Here is a 15,553-nt window from a genome sequence, read left to right as displayed (position 1 = left end):
CAGTGCGGTGCTCACCATCACCTGGCTGCGCATGATCATGTCCGGGAAATTCGTCCCCCGCGAACAGGTCGATCTCGGCTATGCCGACCTACGCGCGCGTATCGAGTACCTGGAGCAGGCCAACACTACGAAGGACCAGACGATCGCTGAGCAAGCATCGCAAATAGCGAAGCTGACAGCGCAGGGCGACCTGTCGGTGCGCATGCTCGAGTCCATTACTGCCTATGGCACCAACGCCCGGTCGGGGAGTGGTCATGTGGCGTCGGCGGAATAAGCACGTAGAGGAGTCGGAGGAGTTGCGGAGGGCGCGGGCCGAGAAGGAGCGCGCCGACCGGCAGCTCGAACACGTGCGACGCAATGGTGAAGAGGTCGACCGGGTTAGTGGCGCGGTCACGGCTTACATCGTTCGCAATGGCTTCGGGGAGTCGATCAACAGGACTTTCACACGGAGGGCAGCGACATGATGCGATACATCGGATTGACGACCACCGCCATCGCCGGCGTGTCCGCCGTGTTGCTGAGCCCGGACAAAGACCTGGTCGCCAATGTGATCCTCGCCGGCGTCGCCGTGGTGTCGTGGGTGTTCTGCCTCCTCTATGTGACCCGGTCGAATTGGCGGGCGGAGGCGACTGGGCGGGCGATCTTGCGGATGGTGCTGTGCATCGCCGCCATCTGCACGCAGGGTCTGGTGACGATCCTGACGGACTACAACTACTGGGGCCGGGAGATCTTCCGGCCGATCATGCTGCTTTTCGTCGGCGTGGCCGTGGCGGACCTGTTGTGGACGCTGATCCGGATACAGCGCGGCCAGGCCACTTTCCAGCCTGTTCATTGGAGGAACAAGTGGCATCACTGACCCCCCTGAAGTACGGCAAGGTCGTCGGCCGGTTCCTCGCGAACATCAGCGATGGCCCGGACATCGACAAACTGCCGGAGTTCCCCCGCTGTCGGGCACCCTGACGTTCACCGCGGGCGCGCCGAAGGTACTGGTGGCCACGGCCGAGCCGGACCCGGCCACGTATGTGCAGCTCCCGCAGTACTACGAAGTGAGCTTGGACGAGTTCGGCTATATCACCTGGCGCGGTGACCGCGGCGTGAAGCTGGTGGCGCCCACCGAGGACACCACTAATCCCAGCGGATGGACGTGGAAGGTCGCGTTCGATCTGAACTATGAGGGAACCCCGGTTCCGATCGCGCCGTTCTCGTTCAATGTCCCGGAGTTCATCCCGGGCCCGGACCCAGAGAACCCCGATGAGGGCTCCGAGGGGCTCGTGGATCTCACCCTTGCCTCGCCCGTCCCGGCGAGTAACGGTGAGGCAGTCGTCCGCGGCCTGTCGGTGGTGGATGTCGAGCTGATCGGAAATGCCCTCGAATTCATCCTGGACAACGGGGAGCACCTGGACCCGGTCACCATCCCGCAGATCGAGGAAGCAACCGACGCGGCGGCTGCGGCTGCGGCGAGTGAGAGTGCGGCCGAGACTGCGGCAGCGGATGCGGCGGCGGCGGTCAACTCGTTCGACCTGAACGTCGGTACCGTCACTACCGGTGCGCCGGGAGCGCCCGCCACCGCGAATGTGTTCGGCGGGCCGCCGGCGTGGACCCTGGATCTCACGATCCCGAAGGGCGATACCGGCGAGACGGGTCCACCCGCCCCGGACGCCACCGACACCGTGAAGGGCATCCTGCAGCTGACCGGCGACCTGGGCGGCACTGCGGCCTCCCCGACCGTCCCCGGGCTGGCAGGCAAAGCGAACACCGTGCACACCCATGTGGCCACCGATATCACGGACTCCACCGCCACCGGTCGCGGTGTGCTCTCCGCAGCGAACGCGGGCGCCGCACGTACAGCGATCGGCGCCGGCACATCGAGCCTCGTCCTCGGGACGACCGCGGGCACGGCCTGTGAGGGCAACGACAGCCGGCTGTCCAACACCCGCACCCCGACGACGGGCACCGTCCCGTACGACATCTGCTTCCCGGCGTTCGGGAAAGACACCACCCGTGCGGCGAGTTCGGCCGGCGATCTCCCGGGCGGGCTGAAACTGCAGCGGGCGGCGACGTTCACGTCGGTCACCTATCGGGCAATCACCGCCGACGCCTCCGGCAACCTCACGGTGGAGCTGAGGAAGAACGGCGTCACGGTCGCCGGTACGAGTGCGGCGATCGCCGCGGCCGGCCAGGTCGCGGGCGGGACCGTCAGCGGATCCTGGTCCTTCGCGATCGGCGACATCCTCACCGTCTACATCACCGCGGTAGGGACCACGCCCGGCAAGGGCTTGGTCGCCGATATCACGGGGCTGGCCTGATGCCGTGCATCGTGGTCGGCGGCGTAGGCGGATCGTTCCTGCCGTCCGGGATGAACAAGAGCGGGAACCAGACCATCCCGAACTCCACCCTCACGCTGATCATCAACTGGACCGCCGATACAGCGACCTTCCCGGGATCCTCGGTGTCCAGCAATGGCCTGGTTGCTCAGCGCAATGCATCCGCGGCCACGCTCGCGGTGGAGTGGTCCGTGCAGAACTCGGGGTTCACGGCTGTCACGGTCGAGGTCGATTTCCGGGTCAACACAGTTTCTCTCGGAGCGCCATTCATCCAATCGTTCGTGGTCGATGGGTCCTCGACGCAGATCCGGACCGCCTCGGTCGCGGGGATTGCGCTCGCCGAGGGCGATGTCGTGACGGTGTGGGCTCGCGGGGTGTCAGGCGGCGGAACCCGAACCCTGCAGACCGGTGGGTGGATGCGGATCACGCAGTCCTGATCTGAGACACCGCACCCCCGCCGATCGACTGATCGGCGGGGGTGTTTCGGCGTCTTTCGTGGAGGCTTCAAGGATGCGGCACGGGCAGCGGCGGCGTCCGACTCCCGGCGGCGATATAGATCCCCGACCACGTACAGGACTCCCGAGCATGCCTGTCGTGCAGGGAAATGCGGGACTTCTCTACATCGGCCATCCGGCGACACCCGGGGCAGGACACTGACCGGATCGGGTTGATCGGGATAAGCCGTTCATGGATCACGAGGGACATTTGGCCGGAGCGAACCCACGGCCAGCCGCCGCACATGCAGGGCTGAGACGGTCGGATCCGGATACCGGTCCACACGCAGTCGTCTGGGAGGTTGCGCCAGTGTTCGCCAAGGCGGCCCTTCTCCAAAGGGGCGCCGCGGAGGCAGTGCTCGCGGTCGGGGCAACGGACGGTTGGGCCGCCGCCGAGGCGCGCTGGCCGGACACCGCCGAGCATGTCGATCGTCACCCACGGCTCGCGCCGGCATATGCAGGTGTGCGGGTCCCCGGTGATGCCGTTCACGGCCGAGCCGCCACGGCGTAGTCGACAGCTGCACGGTAGCGGGGGCACTGGTGTCTGGCATGGTCGGCCATCAGATAGTGGGCGTGGGCGTAGCCGCGCGGGGTGTCCTGTGATCGGCAGGCGGCCGGATAATCCAGCGCCCGGAGCCCGGCTAGCACCCGTTCGAGGAGGGGCCGGGATCGTGTGTGCCAGAGCCGGATTGTGACGGCGCGGTGGCTCGGTGTTCGTACAGTCAGCGGGGGCGGTGCGCTCATGGTTTCGTCTCCCCTGGCGAGGTTGTAGTGGTGAGCACCCGGCGCCGGGTCGTTGCCGGCGGTATGCGGTGCGGCATCGGGGAAAAGAGAGCCAGCGCCGGGGCTATCACGACGGTATGAACCAGAGGGTCTCTCGGGCTACAGAAGTGCCAAAAAGTGCCAGAACCATTGCACCAACGAAGGATTACCTGGGACTATTGACCTCATCCCCCGCACCCCATGGCAAAGGCGTTCATCATGCATGTCAGATTCCTCGGCGGCCCGACCGGCGGGCAAGGGTCCCCGCGCCTATACGAAACCGACCGTGGCACTTTCGCCGTCCAGGGGTGGAAGACCGACCACGACGATCGAATCGAAATTCCCCATCGCCTGCTCGTCCACGCCGAACCGGGCACATGCATCGCAGGACTCCAGGACACCGGGCACGGAACATTCCTGCTGACCGGGACACCGATCACCGACCCAGAAGCGTTGGCGATCATGAAGATTCCCGGGCACGAAACGGCAGTCGAGGTGCCCATCGCAGCGGAGGTGACGCCGGATGCGCCAAGTACTCGGCGGTGACCCCTTCGACCGCCTCCTCGACGAGGCGAAATCGTCTGCGTTCCATCTCGAAACCAGTGACGATTATCTGGCGGAGACGGAGTCGGAGTCACTTAGCCGGTGGCGGGAAGACGAGTCCCGCGACCCGGGCGGTGAGTGGTTCGACTCGTGGACCGATCAGGTGCGTCGGATGACCGAGCGCGGTGTGACGATGCGGCGTGTGCGGATCGTGAGCGAGCCGCACACCGCATACACGCGGTATCTGCTCGCGCTGGCCCGGCACAACGAAGCGGCCGGTGAACAGGTTCGGTATCTTGCCCGGCAGGACGCGCACCCGGCAGACGCTGCGAGTGACGACTTCTGGCTGCTCGACAACCGTGTTGTGTCGTTCAGCCTGTTCGACGATCGCGGATACTGGATCGGTGGAGCGGTCACCGAGGATCCGGTGCTGGTCAGCAATGCTATGGCCATCCGGGACCGGGTGCTGGCCGCCGCAATTCCGTACGACATCTACCGGGACCGGCATACCGCGTGACCGATGTTCTTCGGCTCAGGCAGGCTCTGGGCGCGCGTCTGCGCGAACTCCGCAGGGACGCGGGCCTGGACGGCCGCCAGTTCAGTCTCGCGGCCGGCTGGCACTGGTCGAAGACGTCACGGATCGAAACAGGTAAGCGCACACCATCGGAGGCCGATATCGGCGTTTGGTGTGAGGTGTGCGACGCGCGGCTGGCGAAACCGGATCTGGTGGCCGCACTGCGCAATCTGGAAGCCCAGTGGACCGAGTGGAAGCGGGTCGCGGCATCCGGTCACGCCCGCCGGCAGAAACGCGCTGTCGAGATCGAGGGGCAGGCCCGGCTGCAGCGGGTCTACGCGCCGGTGGTGTTGCCGGGGCTGTTGCAGACCGAGGATTATGCGCGCGCGGTTCTCGCCCAGTGCATCCGGTTCCTGGATACCCCGGATGATCTCGAGGCGGCCGTTGCAGCGAGGATGCAGCGGCAGCTGGTGCTGGATCAGATCCGGCACCGGTTCGTGCTCTTGGCCGATGAGGCCGCTCTGTACAAGACGGTCGGCGGCGACGCTGTGATGGCCGGCCAGCTTCAGCACCTGCTCGATACCGCGTTCGACAATCCGCGGCTCATCTTCGGGGTGGTGCCGCTGACCGCCGAGTTCACCTACATCACGACGTCGTTCGACATCCTGGACAACCGGGTCGCGATGATCGAGACCATCAGCGCTGAGCTGACGGTGGTGACGGCGTCGGAGCTGGCGCTGTATGAGAAGGCGTGGAAAGCCCTGAGCAAGCAGGCGTTCTACGGCGACCGGGCCCGCGAGCTGATCACGGCCGCCCTGGAAACACGAACGAACCCCTACCCGAAGTTGGATAGGGGTTGACCAGCCGATTCGTTTCGGCTGGGCTCTCGTCACGTCTGGGCGGTCACTTCTTCCCGTGGTCGTACAACTCGTTCCACTTCGCTTCGATCCAGAGCACGTGGAACACGTCGCCCGCGCGAAACCCGACGAATGGCTGATTGCCAGAATGCCGGAAGACCATGTACTTGTCCTGCTCGAACTGCTCGGGGATCGCTGGCTTGAACGCCGACTTCGGCAGGTTCTCCGAGCCGAGGCCATGCTTGTCGTGCTGGACCAGTTCCTTCCAGGTCAGCTTCGCGCGCTTGTGCCATTTCTTGAGGAACTCCTGGCACTGCTGCGCGTCGAGTTGGTCGATCCCGAACTTGTCCTGGAGGTGCCTCAGGCACAGAATCGGGTAGCCACTGCCCGCGGACGTGGGGACGGCGGCAGGCTTCACTACGGGGTCGTGCTTAGGTGCCGATCCCCGCCTTTTGTTAGACACCGTCCGCGAAGAAACGCTGCAGGCGGTCGGGCTTGATGACCTCGTTGTACGCGCCGGACTCGAAGGCTTCCCGCCACGGCGCCTCGGTGTGCGTCTTGTTGCGCAGGGCCCACGCGGCGAGGCTGCCGTAGACGTCCCAGGTGTCGAGGAGTCGCTTCTCGATGGGCTTGTAATCATCCCAGTCGAAGAACATATCCAGGGCTTCATTGGGGTCGATGGGGTTCGACCCGTAGCCCTTGTACTGGTGGTAGACCTCGGGCACTACGGGGCCGTGGCCCCATGCCTCGATGTCTTCCTTGAACAGCCGCTGACCGGTTTCTGCGAGGTGGTGGCCCTGTGCGTAGTACAGCAGTTTCTGCAGCTTCAGATTGGTGATGTCGGCGTCGATGTTTTCCGCCCAGGCAATGAACCACCGGGCGATGTCGATTGCGCTCATCGGATTGCCGGCCATGATTGCCCCTGCTTGCATTGCTTCATCGGTCTCTCCGAGTATCCCCAGTGTAGTGGTTGGCTGTGACAAGGGCTGGAGCCCCTGGTAACGGAACGGGCCCGACTATCGAGGTCGGGCCCGTTGTTGGTTGATACACCTTGGCACAGCTGCTGTTACCTACGTCTCGCTTTCGGGCGTGTCGTCTCTCCGGCTCTGCCGGGAAGCAGTCCTTGTGCACGCTGATTGATGCGAGCCTCGGCGAACCACGCCTGGATGTAGCGGCGCTTCGCCTCCGAGAACGGCGGCGCCTGGTCGACGATCTTCTTCACGTACGCCTCATACTCGGGCGTGCCGCGCTTCACGAGAAAACCACGCGGTCGGTCGGCGAAGAACCAGCTGAGACCCCGAAAGACCTGCAGCGTCCTGTCATCTGGAGTGTGCGAAGCAACGATCTGGCGCACTCGGATCTGGGGTGATACGCGCAGGTTGGGAGACGATCGACGCAGTACGCATTGGGTACAGTTTTGGGTACAGTCCCGAGTTCCGCCGAGGATGACATTTTGCCATCGTAGCTGGTCAGCGTATGTTTTCTGGTGGAGCCGGTGACGGGAATCGAACCCGCGCCATCTGCTTGGGAAGCAGATATGACAACGTTTTTCACCTGCGTCGATCTCTCGAATCGCCTGGTAGATACCAAATTATCGAGTTGCGCGATACCGTACGGTACCCGGTCATAGGGTACAGTAATAGGGTACAGCTACGGAGGGATTAGCACGTTCGTGCCAGTTTCGGGTGGCAAACAACCTGCACACCTCTGCCCTCCACGACCGCAGGGTGATCGCGATGGCCGAACGAGAAAAGTACCGCACCCCCGGGAAGCGTCGACGGCGCACCAAGGGGGCGGGCGCGCTGTTCCAACGCAAGGACGGGATGTGGATCGGGCGAGTGGATGTCCCGGACGAACTGGACCCGAAGCGGTACCGGTCCCAGGTGTCCGCCGCGGACAAGGCGGTCGCACTGGAGAGGCTGGAGCAGCTGAAGCTCGAGATCGCCCAAGGGGTTGAGCAGATCAAGAGGGGCGTCACGGTCGAAACCTGGATCCTGCAATGGGTCGAGCACAAGAAGCCCCATCTCGCGCCGAACGTGTACAAGTCGTATCGAGCGACCGCCCGCCAGCAGATCATCCCGTCCATCGGGAACGTGCGACTGCCGCACCTCAAACCGGCGCATATCCGGTACCTGCTCGAGTACTGCACCACGGCGACCAAGGAAATCGTTGTCGACGGCGAGAAACAGACCGTTCCGAAATGGAAGTCCCGCACCATCCAGGTCGCCTACGACCGGATCAAGCAAGCCCTCGATGACGCACGCAAGGAGCGGCCGCCGCTGGTCCGCGAGAATGTCGCCGAGCTGGTTCCGCGCCCGAAGGCCGTGTCGGAGGAGATCCCTCACCACACCGCCGAACAGGCTCGAGCCGTCATCTCCACTGCGCTGCGCCGGCGGAACCCGTACGTCTCGCTGATTGCCGCTCGGTACCTGACAGCGATGCGTCGTGGTGAACTCCTCGGCCTGGAGGAGGACCGGATCGACTTCGACAACCTCACGATCGACAAGTCGTGGCAGTTGCAGTGGCTTCCGCTGAAGGAGGGCATGAAGTACTCCGACGATCCGGACCGGTACGACGCGCCGAGGGATTACGAGGTCCGGCCGCTGTATTTCGGGGCCGCGCTGGTACGCCCGAAGTCTCGGAAGTCGTATCTGATCCCGATGCCGCCGGAGCTGGCCGCGATCCTGCAGGTGTATCTGGAGACGCGGGAGCCGAACGAGTACGGCTTGGTGTGGACGTCGAGCAAGGGTAAGCCGATCCAGTTCGCGAGTGATGCGGAGTTGTGGGAGGACGCGCAGGCTGCGGCGGAGGTGCCGATCATCCCGGGGCATGGTGGCCGGCATACGGCGAACAACTTGCTGGAGATCCCGGAGGACGACCGTATGAAGATTCTGGGTCAGTCGACGGTGACGGCGAACAGGATTTACCGGAAGGTCAATTTGGATCGGGCAAGAGCGGGTATGGGGGAGTTCTCGCGGCTGCTGCTGCCCGAGGTGATCGTCCCGAAGGAATTGCGGCGGTGAATCATAAGACCGGGACCATAGCGGGGTCGTGCCGGGCTCTCCGCAATCCTATTTCCTAGTTTTTATCCATGGGTCAAAAATGAGAGACCGTCGATCGCCCGTTCGTGGCCCCTTCATCAGATTGAACTCGCGCAACATTTTTGCATTCAGCTTCCCATTACGGTACCGAGGTATCTCCTCGAGAGTGACGAGCGCAAGCGGTACGTGTATTTGCTTCGCCGTCTTCATGAGCGCGTCGCGCACGGCCTCAACGCTGTAGCCAGCATCCTGCTTCGGGACTACAAACATCACGAGCATGGGACCTCCAGTGGGGCTCTCGCGGACTAATCCCACAGCCTCCGCAACGGAGGGCAAATCACACACAACGGACTCCAGTTCGGGCAGCAGTGACGCCTGAGCTGCGCCCGATGAAAAACTCTGCTCAGACATTATTCGCTGCTGCACGGCAAGCCCGTGAAGCGCATTCTTCAAGACTTCCCTGAGTCCCTCGATGGGAATTAGCTCCCTGAATTGCTCGGCATCCTCCTGAGGAAAGGGCGCCAATGCCCGATCGATTGAATGAATCAGGTCGATGCCTTCTTTTAGGATCGGCTCCGTGCGCGTGACGTAGTAGCTCAATCGTCGACCCAATTCGAAGAGCCACTGCTCGTCTGCAGAGTGCGTCTGCAGCATGACCGAAAGATTCGCACCCAGCACCTCCGCGATAACAGCGGCCTCGTTCAAACGGACTGGGCGGACACCAGTCTCCGTCCGTTGAACGGTCTGCTGGTGAAACGGCAGTCCGCGGTCGGCAAGCAACCGTGCCAGCTCGGTCTGCGAGATCGCGTTCTTCTCACGAAGCAACTTCATGTTCTCGATGAAGACCGCCTCCCATGGCAGCTGGCCAGAATCGTTGGGTTCGTTGGTCTCGCTGGTCACGAGGGCTAGCCTAACGTGACGTTGTTGCCCCGACAAGACGTTGTCAACATCGTTTTGTGGTGGTACCTTACGAATCGTTGTTCCGGTTTGCGAAGGAGAAACTGAGCGTGGACCTTCTGACCACACCCCAGGTCGAACGAGAGTTCGGCATCCCCCAGGGAACCTTGCGGTACTGGCGCCACCTCGGCATCGGCCCCACATCGTTTCGCCTGGGCCGTAAGCGGATCGTCTACCGCCGGTCCGAGGTGGATCGTTGGATTGCCGAACAGGAGTCGGCTACACGAAGGGGCGACCTGCCAGGCAGCGATCCCCCGTTGCTAATCGATTGCGGCAGCAGCACCCGTTCCTCCGGCCAAGAAGTCCCGGGTGCCGCCGCCTCTACCACTCCAACCCCCACGAAAGAGGAGGCCGAGCGTGTCTCAGCCTAGTAACCAGCTGCGTCCGAACATCGGTTCGGTCGGTGAACTCGTCCCGGTAGTCGTCCCGGGCGCGTCGTTGCCAATCCAGACCGACGGCAAGCGGCTCGCCGCACTGCGCCCCGTGGTCGAGTCCCTCGGCCTCGATTACTCCGGCCAGCTCCAGAAGCTCAAAGGGAAGTCCTGGGCAACCGTGGAGAATTTCTCCACGGTTGGCGCGGACGGGAAAGTACGCGACATGGTCGGGATCGACCGTCGCACTGTGACGATGTGGTTGGCCACCCTCGACGAGAACCGCGTCCGCGAGGAGCACCGGGCCGACCTCCGCGCCTACCAGGCCGAGGCTGCCGATGCGCTGGATGCCTTCTTCCACGAGGGCGGAGCCATCAACCCCAGCGCCAGCGTCGACCAGCTCGATCGCCTCACCAACCGGGCCCGGACGCAGATGGAGATCATCCGTCTCGCCGAGGGCATCATCGACGCAAAGCATCTGGAAGCGAAGGCACGGATCGTCCTCGCCCGCAGCCTCGGCGAGGCGCCCGAGCTGGATCCCACCTCACGCCCGCTGTACGCCCAGTCCTACCTGGCCGAGAAGGGGCTTCGCCGGTCAGAGGTGAAATCCATCAGCGGCGTATTCGGCAAGCGCGTGAAGGCCGCCTACGTCCTGAAGTACGGGGTCGATCCGAAGAAGTACCCGCTGGAGGCCGAGAACGGCCGGATCGTCGACGCCAACGCCTACACCGAGGCGGACCGTCCCCTGATGGACGAGGTCTGGGACAGGTACTACGCGGGGGTGCAGGCATGAGCCCCACGATCGAGCGGCCGACCCCCTGGGCGTGGTGGGCCGAACCCGAGGAGATCAACGCCGGCAGCCAGACCGTCCTCGTCGGAGGTGCCAGCGTCCAGAACGGTCCCGATATCGCAGCGCTTGTGGTCCTGGCACACGGTTGGTCCGCCGACGTCACCCTCACCTTGGCGCAGCTCGACGAGCTTATTGAGGCGCTGAACGGTGTTCGGGAGGCCCTGGCCACGCCCGTGGACGGTGCGGCATGAGCACCATCGACATCGACCGGGCGGTCACCGAGGCTGTGGAGAAGGCGCTGGCTGAGCTGGTCGTGGACCGGCGCCCGGTCGCTCTCGATCTGGCAGCCGCGATGCAGTACAGCGGCATGTCGAAGACGGCTCTGAACCAGTTGCTCCGCGAGGAGAAGATCGTCGCGAGGAAGTTCGGCACGAAGAACTTGTTCCTGCGCGAGAGCCTCGACCGGTACCTCAGCAGCCTGCCCGCGTGGGGGTCGCGATGACGACCCCGTACAACAGCCTGGACTGCTTGAAGTACCTGGCGAAGCGGACCAACGGAACCGTCGGCTGGGTCGCCGATAGCGCATCATGCGCGCTCGCCGACCACCCACACCCGACGGTCAGCATCGAACCGGAACTTGATGCCTTGAGCGAGTTCATCGACGAGATGCACTCGCTGCTCGGTCCGATTGTCCTGGACTGGGACAACTACAGCGACGGCCGCCCCGTGTCGACCCGCGTCGATATCGAGCAGGGATACACGTTCGAGCACGTCTGGCACCCGGACCCTGCGAAGAACACGGCAGGTGTGGTGACCGGTAGGCGCCTGGCCGATCCGGGCGAGGACAACGGTTCCTGGGAGGTCCATATCCTCCCGCCGTCGACAGTTCAGGTCGTCCTTTTGCCGCCGAAGCCTGCGCTGCGCTCGGTCCCCGCGGAGTAACGCCTCCAACGACGAAGGCCGCCCCGACGAATCGGCGGCGGCCTTCCCTCTCTACCACTCCAGCCGGCCACTACCCCGGCGGAGTTTCACTCCAGATCGGAGCTTATCAGTGACTGATCAAAATGGCAGCCCCCTCGTTGTCGATGTGCGCTGCGGTGATTGCGGCAAGCACCTCCCGGGCTGGGAGTACAAGCCGATGTTCGTGCAGTGCCTCGACTGCGCCGAGGTCGCCGACACCATGACCGCCGATACCGCTCGGCTGGTGGCGAACGTGCATCGTCGGTTGCGCGACGCCTTCGCCCAGTCCGGCCGGACGGCGCCCGAGGTCGAGCGGATGACCGGGATCGCCCGCGAGCGCGTATCCGCGCTGATCGATGGCCGCGACACGGCTACGGTCTCCGAACTCTTGCTCCTCGGTATGGCTTTCGGACACAACGCGAGCGAATGGTTCCGTGCCGAGGCGGTGGGTCAGTGACCAGCGTCTACGAAACCGCCGCAGTCCTCGGCGTCGAGTTCGAGACGCCCCTCGGCGAAATCCGGGTCCACGGTGAGTGGTTCGAAGCCGGAACCGTAGTTGCCACCGACGACGGTGCCGTCCGCGTCATTCCTCGCTCCGGGCTCGACGAGAACAGCCGGGACGAACTGCTCGGCATGGCGATACAGGTCGCCATCCAGGGCCCCGGCCGCCCGCCTGCGTGGCGCTATGCAGTCGGGCTCGGGTGGGTGGCGTGCGTGCAGCTCCGGCACCGCTCCGAGCAGGAGCTGCGAATGCGCAAGTTCGCGTTCGAAGTCCTCAATGCCTTCGGTCAGCGACCGCGGGACTGCCGGGCACACCTCGACTTCTACCTGGATATCGGTCGCCGGTGCTCGCTGACGGACACCGAGATCGGCCAGTGCCTGGGGATGTCCGAGGACGAAGTTCGCCGCGAACTCGCGGCCGGAGGTCAGTAGTGATGTTAACGCGGGCGCGGTTCTGCCGCGCCCGCGTTGTCGCGGAGAAGGAGATCCGGACTGTGAGTTGGCAAGCCAGCCGCTGGGCGGCCAGGGTCGCGAAAACGGAGAGCGGCAGCGAGAAGTGCGTGCTGCTGGTCATGGCTGAGATCGCCGACGAGCACGGTCAAGGTGTCCGGGTCTCGCAGGGCACGTTGGAGGAGCGCTGCTGCTTCACGGAGCGCACCGTTCGCCGCGCCCTGATCGGCCTGGAGACTCGCGGGCTCATCCGCCGCGGCAACCAACGGCTTGTTCAGCACCTGCCGGTTGGCCGGCGACCGGTCGTCTGGGATCTGGTGCTCACGGAGTTCGCCGGTTCCGAGGACCTTCTGAACGACGATTTTGGAGAGGACACTGTGTCCCCTCAGGCCGGACATAATGTCCGCTCGGACACAGTGACCCCTCAGGGCGGACATGACGTCCCCTCAGAGGGGACAGAAAGTCCCCTCGACCGGGGACATTGTGTCCCCTCAAGGGGGGACACAATGTCCGACAAAGCTTCCTTAGAAGCTTCCTTTGAAGCATCTTCTTCGTCATCGGCGAAATCGCCGACGACGCGAAAGCAGAAGCCGAAGCGCGAACCACAGCGTGATGACGTCGATGCCCTCTGTAACCGGCTCCGGGAAAGCGTCATCGCCAACGGATCCAAACCGCCCACGATCACCGAAGCATGGAGGCGGGAGGCGCGCCTGCTGCTCGATCGGGACGGCCCCGAGTGCCGTGGCGTCGATCTCCAGAAGGCCCTGAACGTGCTCGATTGGTCCCAGCAGGACCCGTTCTGGAAAGACAACATTCGCTCGATGCCCAAGTTCCGCAAGCAGTACGACGTGCTTCGTGGCAGGGCGCTCGCCGAGTACGAGCGGAATAAGTCGCACGGTCGGGAGCCGTCAGCGGCGCCGATGCGGGACCCCCGGTCCGGGAATCTCGTGGAGGCGCGCTGGTGAGCGTCGCTGACATGGCCGCGATCATCTCGCGCGCACCCGAATCCCAGGAAGAGGCCGACTGGGCGGCCCTCGGCCAGGCCGTCGCCGAAATGCACGCCCCGGAAGACGGCCGCTGCCGCCAGTGCGGGCAGGAATGGTTCACCTACCCCGATTTCCCCGGCTGTGAAACGTATCTGGAGGTGCGTCTGCACCTCGTCCAAATCATTGGTCGCCGCGTCCAGCGGATCGCGGCGAAGTACTGGAAGGGGGCATGACCGTGCACGACATCGCATCGGGCGGCCCGTTCGCCGACGACGGCGCCGAACAACTGGTTCTCGCCGCGGCGCTGGACAACCCGCACCTGCTGCCCTCGGTGCTGGCGCTGCCGCCGGACGCGTTCTCCCGGCCGCTGCACCAGGAACTACACGCCGTGCTGCGCGCCATGGCCGCCGACGGCGAGCCCATCGACCACGTTTCGGTCCAGCGCCGCGCGACGGCTCGCCTGGGGGTCGGGATGGGCGGGCAGATTGACCGCCTCCTCCTGGCGATGATGGGACGGACCACGGGAACCATGATCGGGTTCCACCTCGACCGGCTGTTGATGCTCGCCAAGGCTCGCGCGGTCGACGTGGCGGCAATCCGGCTCCGGCAATTCGCGGAGCACAGCGTGATCGGTGACGACGCCGAATCGCTGCGGGTCGGTGTGGACCGAGCGATCGAGGAACTCAACACCATCCGCGCCGAATCGGCCGGCACGGTCACCGACGCCGACCTGCCGGCGAGCCTGGCCGATGTCCTGGAGTACTCGGAGAGCTACGACTGGCTGGTCCCCGGCGTCCTGGAGCGCACGGACCGGCTGATCGTGACCGGATTCGAGGGCACCGGGAAGTCGTACCTGCTGGCGCAGATGGCGCTGTGCGTGTCCGCGGGCCTGAACCCGTTCCTCGGCTGCGCTGGTGGCGAACCGGGCCGGGTGCTGGTGGTGGACTGTGAGAACAGCGAACGGCAGACCGCGCGCCGGTATCGGCGGATGCGCGGGATGGTCGAGAAATGCTGCCACAAGGCGGGCCGTCCGATCCCGGACTGGTCGAAGCAGTTGCGGTTCGTCCTCCGCCCCGAGGGTGTGGCACTCAACGACCCGCGTGAGTTCGCGAAGGTCGAGCGAGCGATCCGTGCGACGAACCCGGACATGGTGATCGCGGGCCCGCTGTACCGAATGCACACCCTCGACACCCGGGACGAGCAGGCCGCGAAGGAACTGACCGACCGCCTCGATGAACTGCGGGTCCGCTACCGGTTCGCTCTCGTCACCGAGGCTCATGTGGCGCACGGCAGCGCACGGGAGGCGCGGGCGCTGAAGCCGATCGGGTCGTCGCTGTTTCTGCGGTGGCCGGAGTTCGGTCTCGGGTTGCGGCCGGCGCAGGGCACCGAGGAGGAGGAGCACCCGTCACGGGTGGACATCGTGGCGTGGCGCGGCGGCCGCGAGGACCGCGTCTGGCCCTCCCAGTTGCATCACGACTATCAGCGGCTGCCGTGGACCGCCGACGACAAGTACTGGATGCGCCTCGAGCAGGCGGGCGTGAAGGTCGGGGTCCCCTCATGAGCCGAAAACCGGTCCGAATCGTCAGGACATCCCAGAGCGCCCCCGACGGACCGCCCAGGAGCCGCCTGGCGCCGTCTACGCCGCCTCCGGGCGTGAGCGTCTGCCCGGCCTGTTCGGCCTACGTGGCAGACCCAGAGCTTCATGCCGCGTACCACGACAGGACCGACCGGTGGGCCCGGCGGGTGGGCGAGGTACTGCAGATCGTCCTGAACACGTTGCTCGTGGGCCGCGGCTCCATCACCAACGGGAAGCCCGGAGACCGCCTGTGAACCACCGCCTTGCCACCTGCGAGAACCGAGGAGGACCCATGCGACACCCTGAAACCCTCACCAGCACCGGGAAAAGCATCCCCACGGACGGGAAACCGCTGCGCACTGAGGGCACCGTCGAACACGAGTGCCGCCAGGGACGCCACTGCAAGAACCGCACCCGCACCGCGGAG

At 64.9% G+C, this 15,553-nt stretch carries 24 protein-coding genes and 1 tRNA gene; 20 read left to right on the top strand and 5 right to left on the bottom strand.

The window, feature by feature from the left end; genetic code table 11:
* The first annotated feature begins 7 nt into the window (after nt 1–7).
* The 8 genes from ACQEVO_RS37145 (at nt 8) to ACQEVO_RS37110 (ending at nt 5,497) form a co-directional block, all read left to right on the top strand.
* On the top strand, nt 8–274 hold the full coding sequence (locus ACQEVO_RS37145) for a hypothetical protein (protein ID WP_432921674.1): 267 nt from the start codon (nt 8–10) through the stop codon (nt 272–274).
* On the top strand, nt 225–464 hold the full coding sequence (locus tag ACQEVO_RS37140) for a DUF7620 family protein (protein ID WP_432923507.1): 240 nt from the start codon (nt 225–227) through the stop codon (nt 462–464). The genes ACQEVO_RS37145 and ACQEVO_RS37140 overlap by 50 nt, the downstream gene beginning before the upstream one ends.
* Nucleotides 461–856: a putative phage holin gene (locus tag ACQEVO_RS37135; protein WP_432923504.1), complete on the top strand. Its 396-nt coding sequence runs from the start codon at nt 461–463 to the stop codon at nt 854–856. Before ACQEVO_RS37140 ends, ACQEVO_RS37135 begins: the two co-directional genes overlap by 4 nt.
* Before the next feature lie 133 nt (nt 857–989).
* Entirely contained in the window at nt 990–2,306 is a 1,317-nt protein-coding gene (locus ACQEVO_RS37130; RefSeq protein ID WP_432923501.1) for a hypothetical protein, read from the top strand.
* Entirely contained in the window at nt 2,306–2,761 is a 456-nt protein-coding gene (locus tag ACQEVO_RS37125) for a hypothetical protein (RefSeq protein ID WP_432920205.1), read from the top strand. Before ACQEVO_RS37130 ends, ACQEVO_RS37125 begins: the two co-directional genes overlap by 1 nt.
* Before the next feature lie 1,020 nt (nt 2,762–3,781).
* Nucleotides 3,782–4,126, top strand: a complete 345-nt coding sequence (locus ACQEVO_RS37120; RefSeq protein ID WP_432920207.1) for a hypothetical protein — start codon at nt 3,782–3,784, stop codon at nt 4,124–4,126.
* Nucleotides 4,104–4,640, top strand: a complete 537-nt coding sequence (locus tag ACQEVO_RS37115) for a DUF6879 family protein (protein ID WP_432920209.1) — start codon at nt 4,104–4,106, stop codon at nt 4,638–4,640. Before ACQEVO_RS37120 ends, ACQEVO_RS37115 begins: the two co-directional genes overlap by 23 nt.
* Entirely contained in the window at nt 4,637–5,497 is an 861-nt protein-coding gene (locus ACQEVO_RS37110) for a helix-turn-helix domain-containing protein (protein ID WP_432920211.1), read from the top strand. Before ACQEVO_RS37115 ends, ACQEVO_RS37110 begins: the two co-directional genes overlap by 4 nt.
* Before the next feature lie 43 nt (nt 5,498–5,540).
* On the opposite strand, the gene ACQEVO_RS37105 is transcribed toward ACQEVO_RS37110, so the two are convergent.
* The 4 genes from ACQEVO_RS37105 to ACQEVO_RS37090 all read right to left on the bottom strand — a co-directional run bounded on the left by ACQEVO_RS37105 (nt 5,541) and on the right by ACQEVO_RS37090 (nt 7,052).
* Complete coding sequence (locus tag ACQEVO_RS37105; protein ID WP_432920213.1) at nt 5,541–5,912, bottom strand: hypothetical protein; 372 nt, start codon at nt 5,910–5,912, stop codon at nt 5,541–5,543.
* A gap of 37 nt (nt 5,913–5,949) precedes the next feature.
* Entirely contained in the window at nt 5,950–6,408 is a 459-nt protein-coding gene (locus ACQEVO_RS37100) for a Panacea domain-containing protein (RefSeq protein ID WP_432920215.1), read from the bottom strand.
* 152 nt (nt 6,409–6,560) lie between these two features.
* A complete protein-coding gene (locus ACQEVO_RS37095; protein WP_432920217.1) occupies nt 6,561–6,848 on the bottom strand; it encodes a hypothetical protein in 288 nt (95 codons plus the stop codon).
* A gap of 133 nt (nt 6,849–6,981) precedes the next feature.
* Nucleotides 6,982–7,052: transfer RNA gene (locus ACQEVO_RS37090), tRNA-Gly, on the bottom strand.
* Nucleotides 7,053–7,230: 178 nt separating this feature from the next.
* Between ACQEVO_RS37090 and ACQEVO_RS37085 the strand changes: the two genes are divergently transcribed.
* Nucleotides 7,231–8,517 (top strand): tyrosine-type recombinase/integrase, encoded by a 1,287-nt coding sequence (locus ACQEVO_RS37085; RefSeq protein ID WP_432920115.1) that lies wholly within the window; start codon nt 7,231–7,233, stop codon nt 8,515–8,517.
* A gap of 48 nt (nt 8,518–8,565) precedes the next feature.
* Here the strand turns inward: ACQEVO_RS37085 and ACQEVO_RS37080 are convergent, their stop codons facing one another.
* Nucleotides 8,566–9,435: an AMP-binding enzyme gene (locus tag ACQEVO_RS37080; protein ID WP_432920117.1), complete on the bottom strand. Its 870-nt coding sequence runs from the start codon at nt 9,433–9,435 to the stop codon at nt 8,566–8,568.
* Between the two features lie 56 nt (nt 9,436–9,491).
* On the opposite strand from ACQEVO_RS37080, the gene ACQEVO_RS37075 reads away from it, so the two are divergent.
* The 11 genes from ACQEVO_RS37075 to ACQEVO_RS37025 all read left to right on the top strand — a co-directional run bounded on the left by ACQEVO_RS37075 (nt 9,492) and on the right by ACQEVO_RS37025 (nt 15,380).
* A complete protein-coding gene (locus ACQEVO_RS37075) occupies nt 9,492–9,863 on the top strand; it encodes a helix-turn-helix transcriptional regulator (RefSeq protein ID WP_432923498.1) in 372 nt (123 codons plus the stop codon).
* Entirely contained in the window at nt 9,850–10,656 is an 807-nt protein-coding gene (locus ACQEVO_RS37070; protein WP_432920121.1) for a phage antirepressor N-terminal domain-containing protein, read from the top strand. Before ACQEVO_RS37075 ends, ACQEVO_RS37070 begins: the two co-directional genes overlap by 14 nt.
* The gene (locus ACQEVO_RS37065; RefSeq protein ID WP_432920123.1) at nt 10,653–10,904 is read left to right on the top strand and encodes a hypothetical protein; all 252 of its coding nucleotides are present in this window, start codon (nt 10,653–10,655) and stop codon (nt 10,902–10,904) included. Before ACQEVO_RS37070 ends, ACQEVO_RS37065 begins: the two co-directional genes overlap by 4 nt.
* Nucleotides 10,901–11,155 carry a hypothetical protein gene (locus ACQEVO_RS37060; protein ID WP_432920125.1) on the top strand — a complete coding sequence of 85 codons (255 nt, stop codon included), beginning with the start codon at nt 10,901–10,903 and terminating at the stop codon, nt 11,153–11,155. Before ACQEVO_RS37065 ends, ACQEVO_RS37060 begins: the two co-directional genes overlap by 4 nt.
* Entirely contained in the window at nt 11,152–11,595 is a 444-nt protein-coding gene (locus ACQEVO_RS37055) for a hypothetical protein (protein WP_432920127.1), read from the top strand. The genes ACQEVO_RS37060 and ACQEVO_RS37055 overlap by 4 nt, the downstream gene beginning before the upstream one ends.
* Nucleotides 11,596–11,704: 109 nt before the next feature.
* Entirely contained in the window at nt 11,705–12,070 is a 366-nt protein-coding gene (locus ACQEVO_RS37050; RefSeq protein ID WP_432920129.1) for a hypothetical protein, read from the top strand.
* A complete protein-coding gene (locus ACQEVO_RS37045; protein WP_432920131.1) occupies nt 12,067–12,546 on the top strand; it encodes a hypothetical protein in 480 nt (159 codons plus the stop codon). The genes ACQEVO_RS37050 and ACQEVO_RS37045 overlap by 4 nt, the downstream gene beginning before the upstream one ends.
* Before the next feature lie 62 nt (nt 12,547–12,608).
* The gene (locus tag ACQEVO_RS37040; RefSeq protein ID WP_432920133.1) at nt 12,609–13,529 is read left to right on the top strand and encodes a helix-turn-helix domain-containing protein; all 921 of its coding nucleotides are present in this window, start codon (nt 12,609–12,611) and stop codon (nt 13,527–13,529) included.
* A complete protein-coding gene (locus ACQEVO_RS37035) occupies nt 13,526–13,783 on the top strand; it encodes a hypothetical protein (RefSeq protein ID WP_432920135.1) in 258 nt (85 codons plus the stop codon). The genes ACQEVO_RS37040 and ACQEVO_RS37035 overlap by 4 nt, the downstream gene beginning before the upstream one ends.
* Nucleotides 13,780–15,111 carry an AAA family ATPase gene (locus tag ACQEVO_RS37030; RefSeq protein ID WP_432920137.1) on the top strand — a complete coding sequence of 444 codons (1,332 nt, stop codon included), beginning with the start codon at nt 13,780–13,782 and terminating at the stop codon, nt 15,109–15,111. The genes ACQEVO_RS37035 and ACQEVO_RS37030 overlap by 4 nt, the downstream gene beginning before the upstream one ends.
* Before the next feature lie 122 nt (nt 15,112–15,233).
* Nucleotides 15,234–15,380 carry a hypothetical protein gene (locus tag ACQEVO_RS37025; protein ID WP_432920139.1) on the top strand — a complete coding sequence of 49 codons (147 nt, stop codon included), beginning with the start codon at nt 15,234–15,236 and terminating at the stop codon, nt 15,378–15,380.
* Nucleotides 15,381–15,553 lie beyond the last annotated feature (173 nt).

The organism is Nocardia sp. CA-290969, from assembly GCF_050936135.1.
Classification (GTDB): Bacteria; Actinomycetota; Actinomycetes; order Mycobacteriales; family Mycobacteriaceae; genus Nocardia.
Note: the sequence above shows the minus strand (reverse complement) of the source record. Positions and strands in the feature narration are given on the sequence as shown.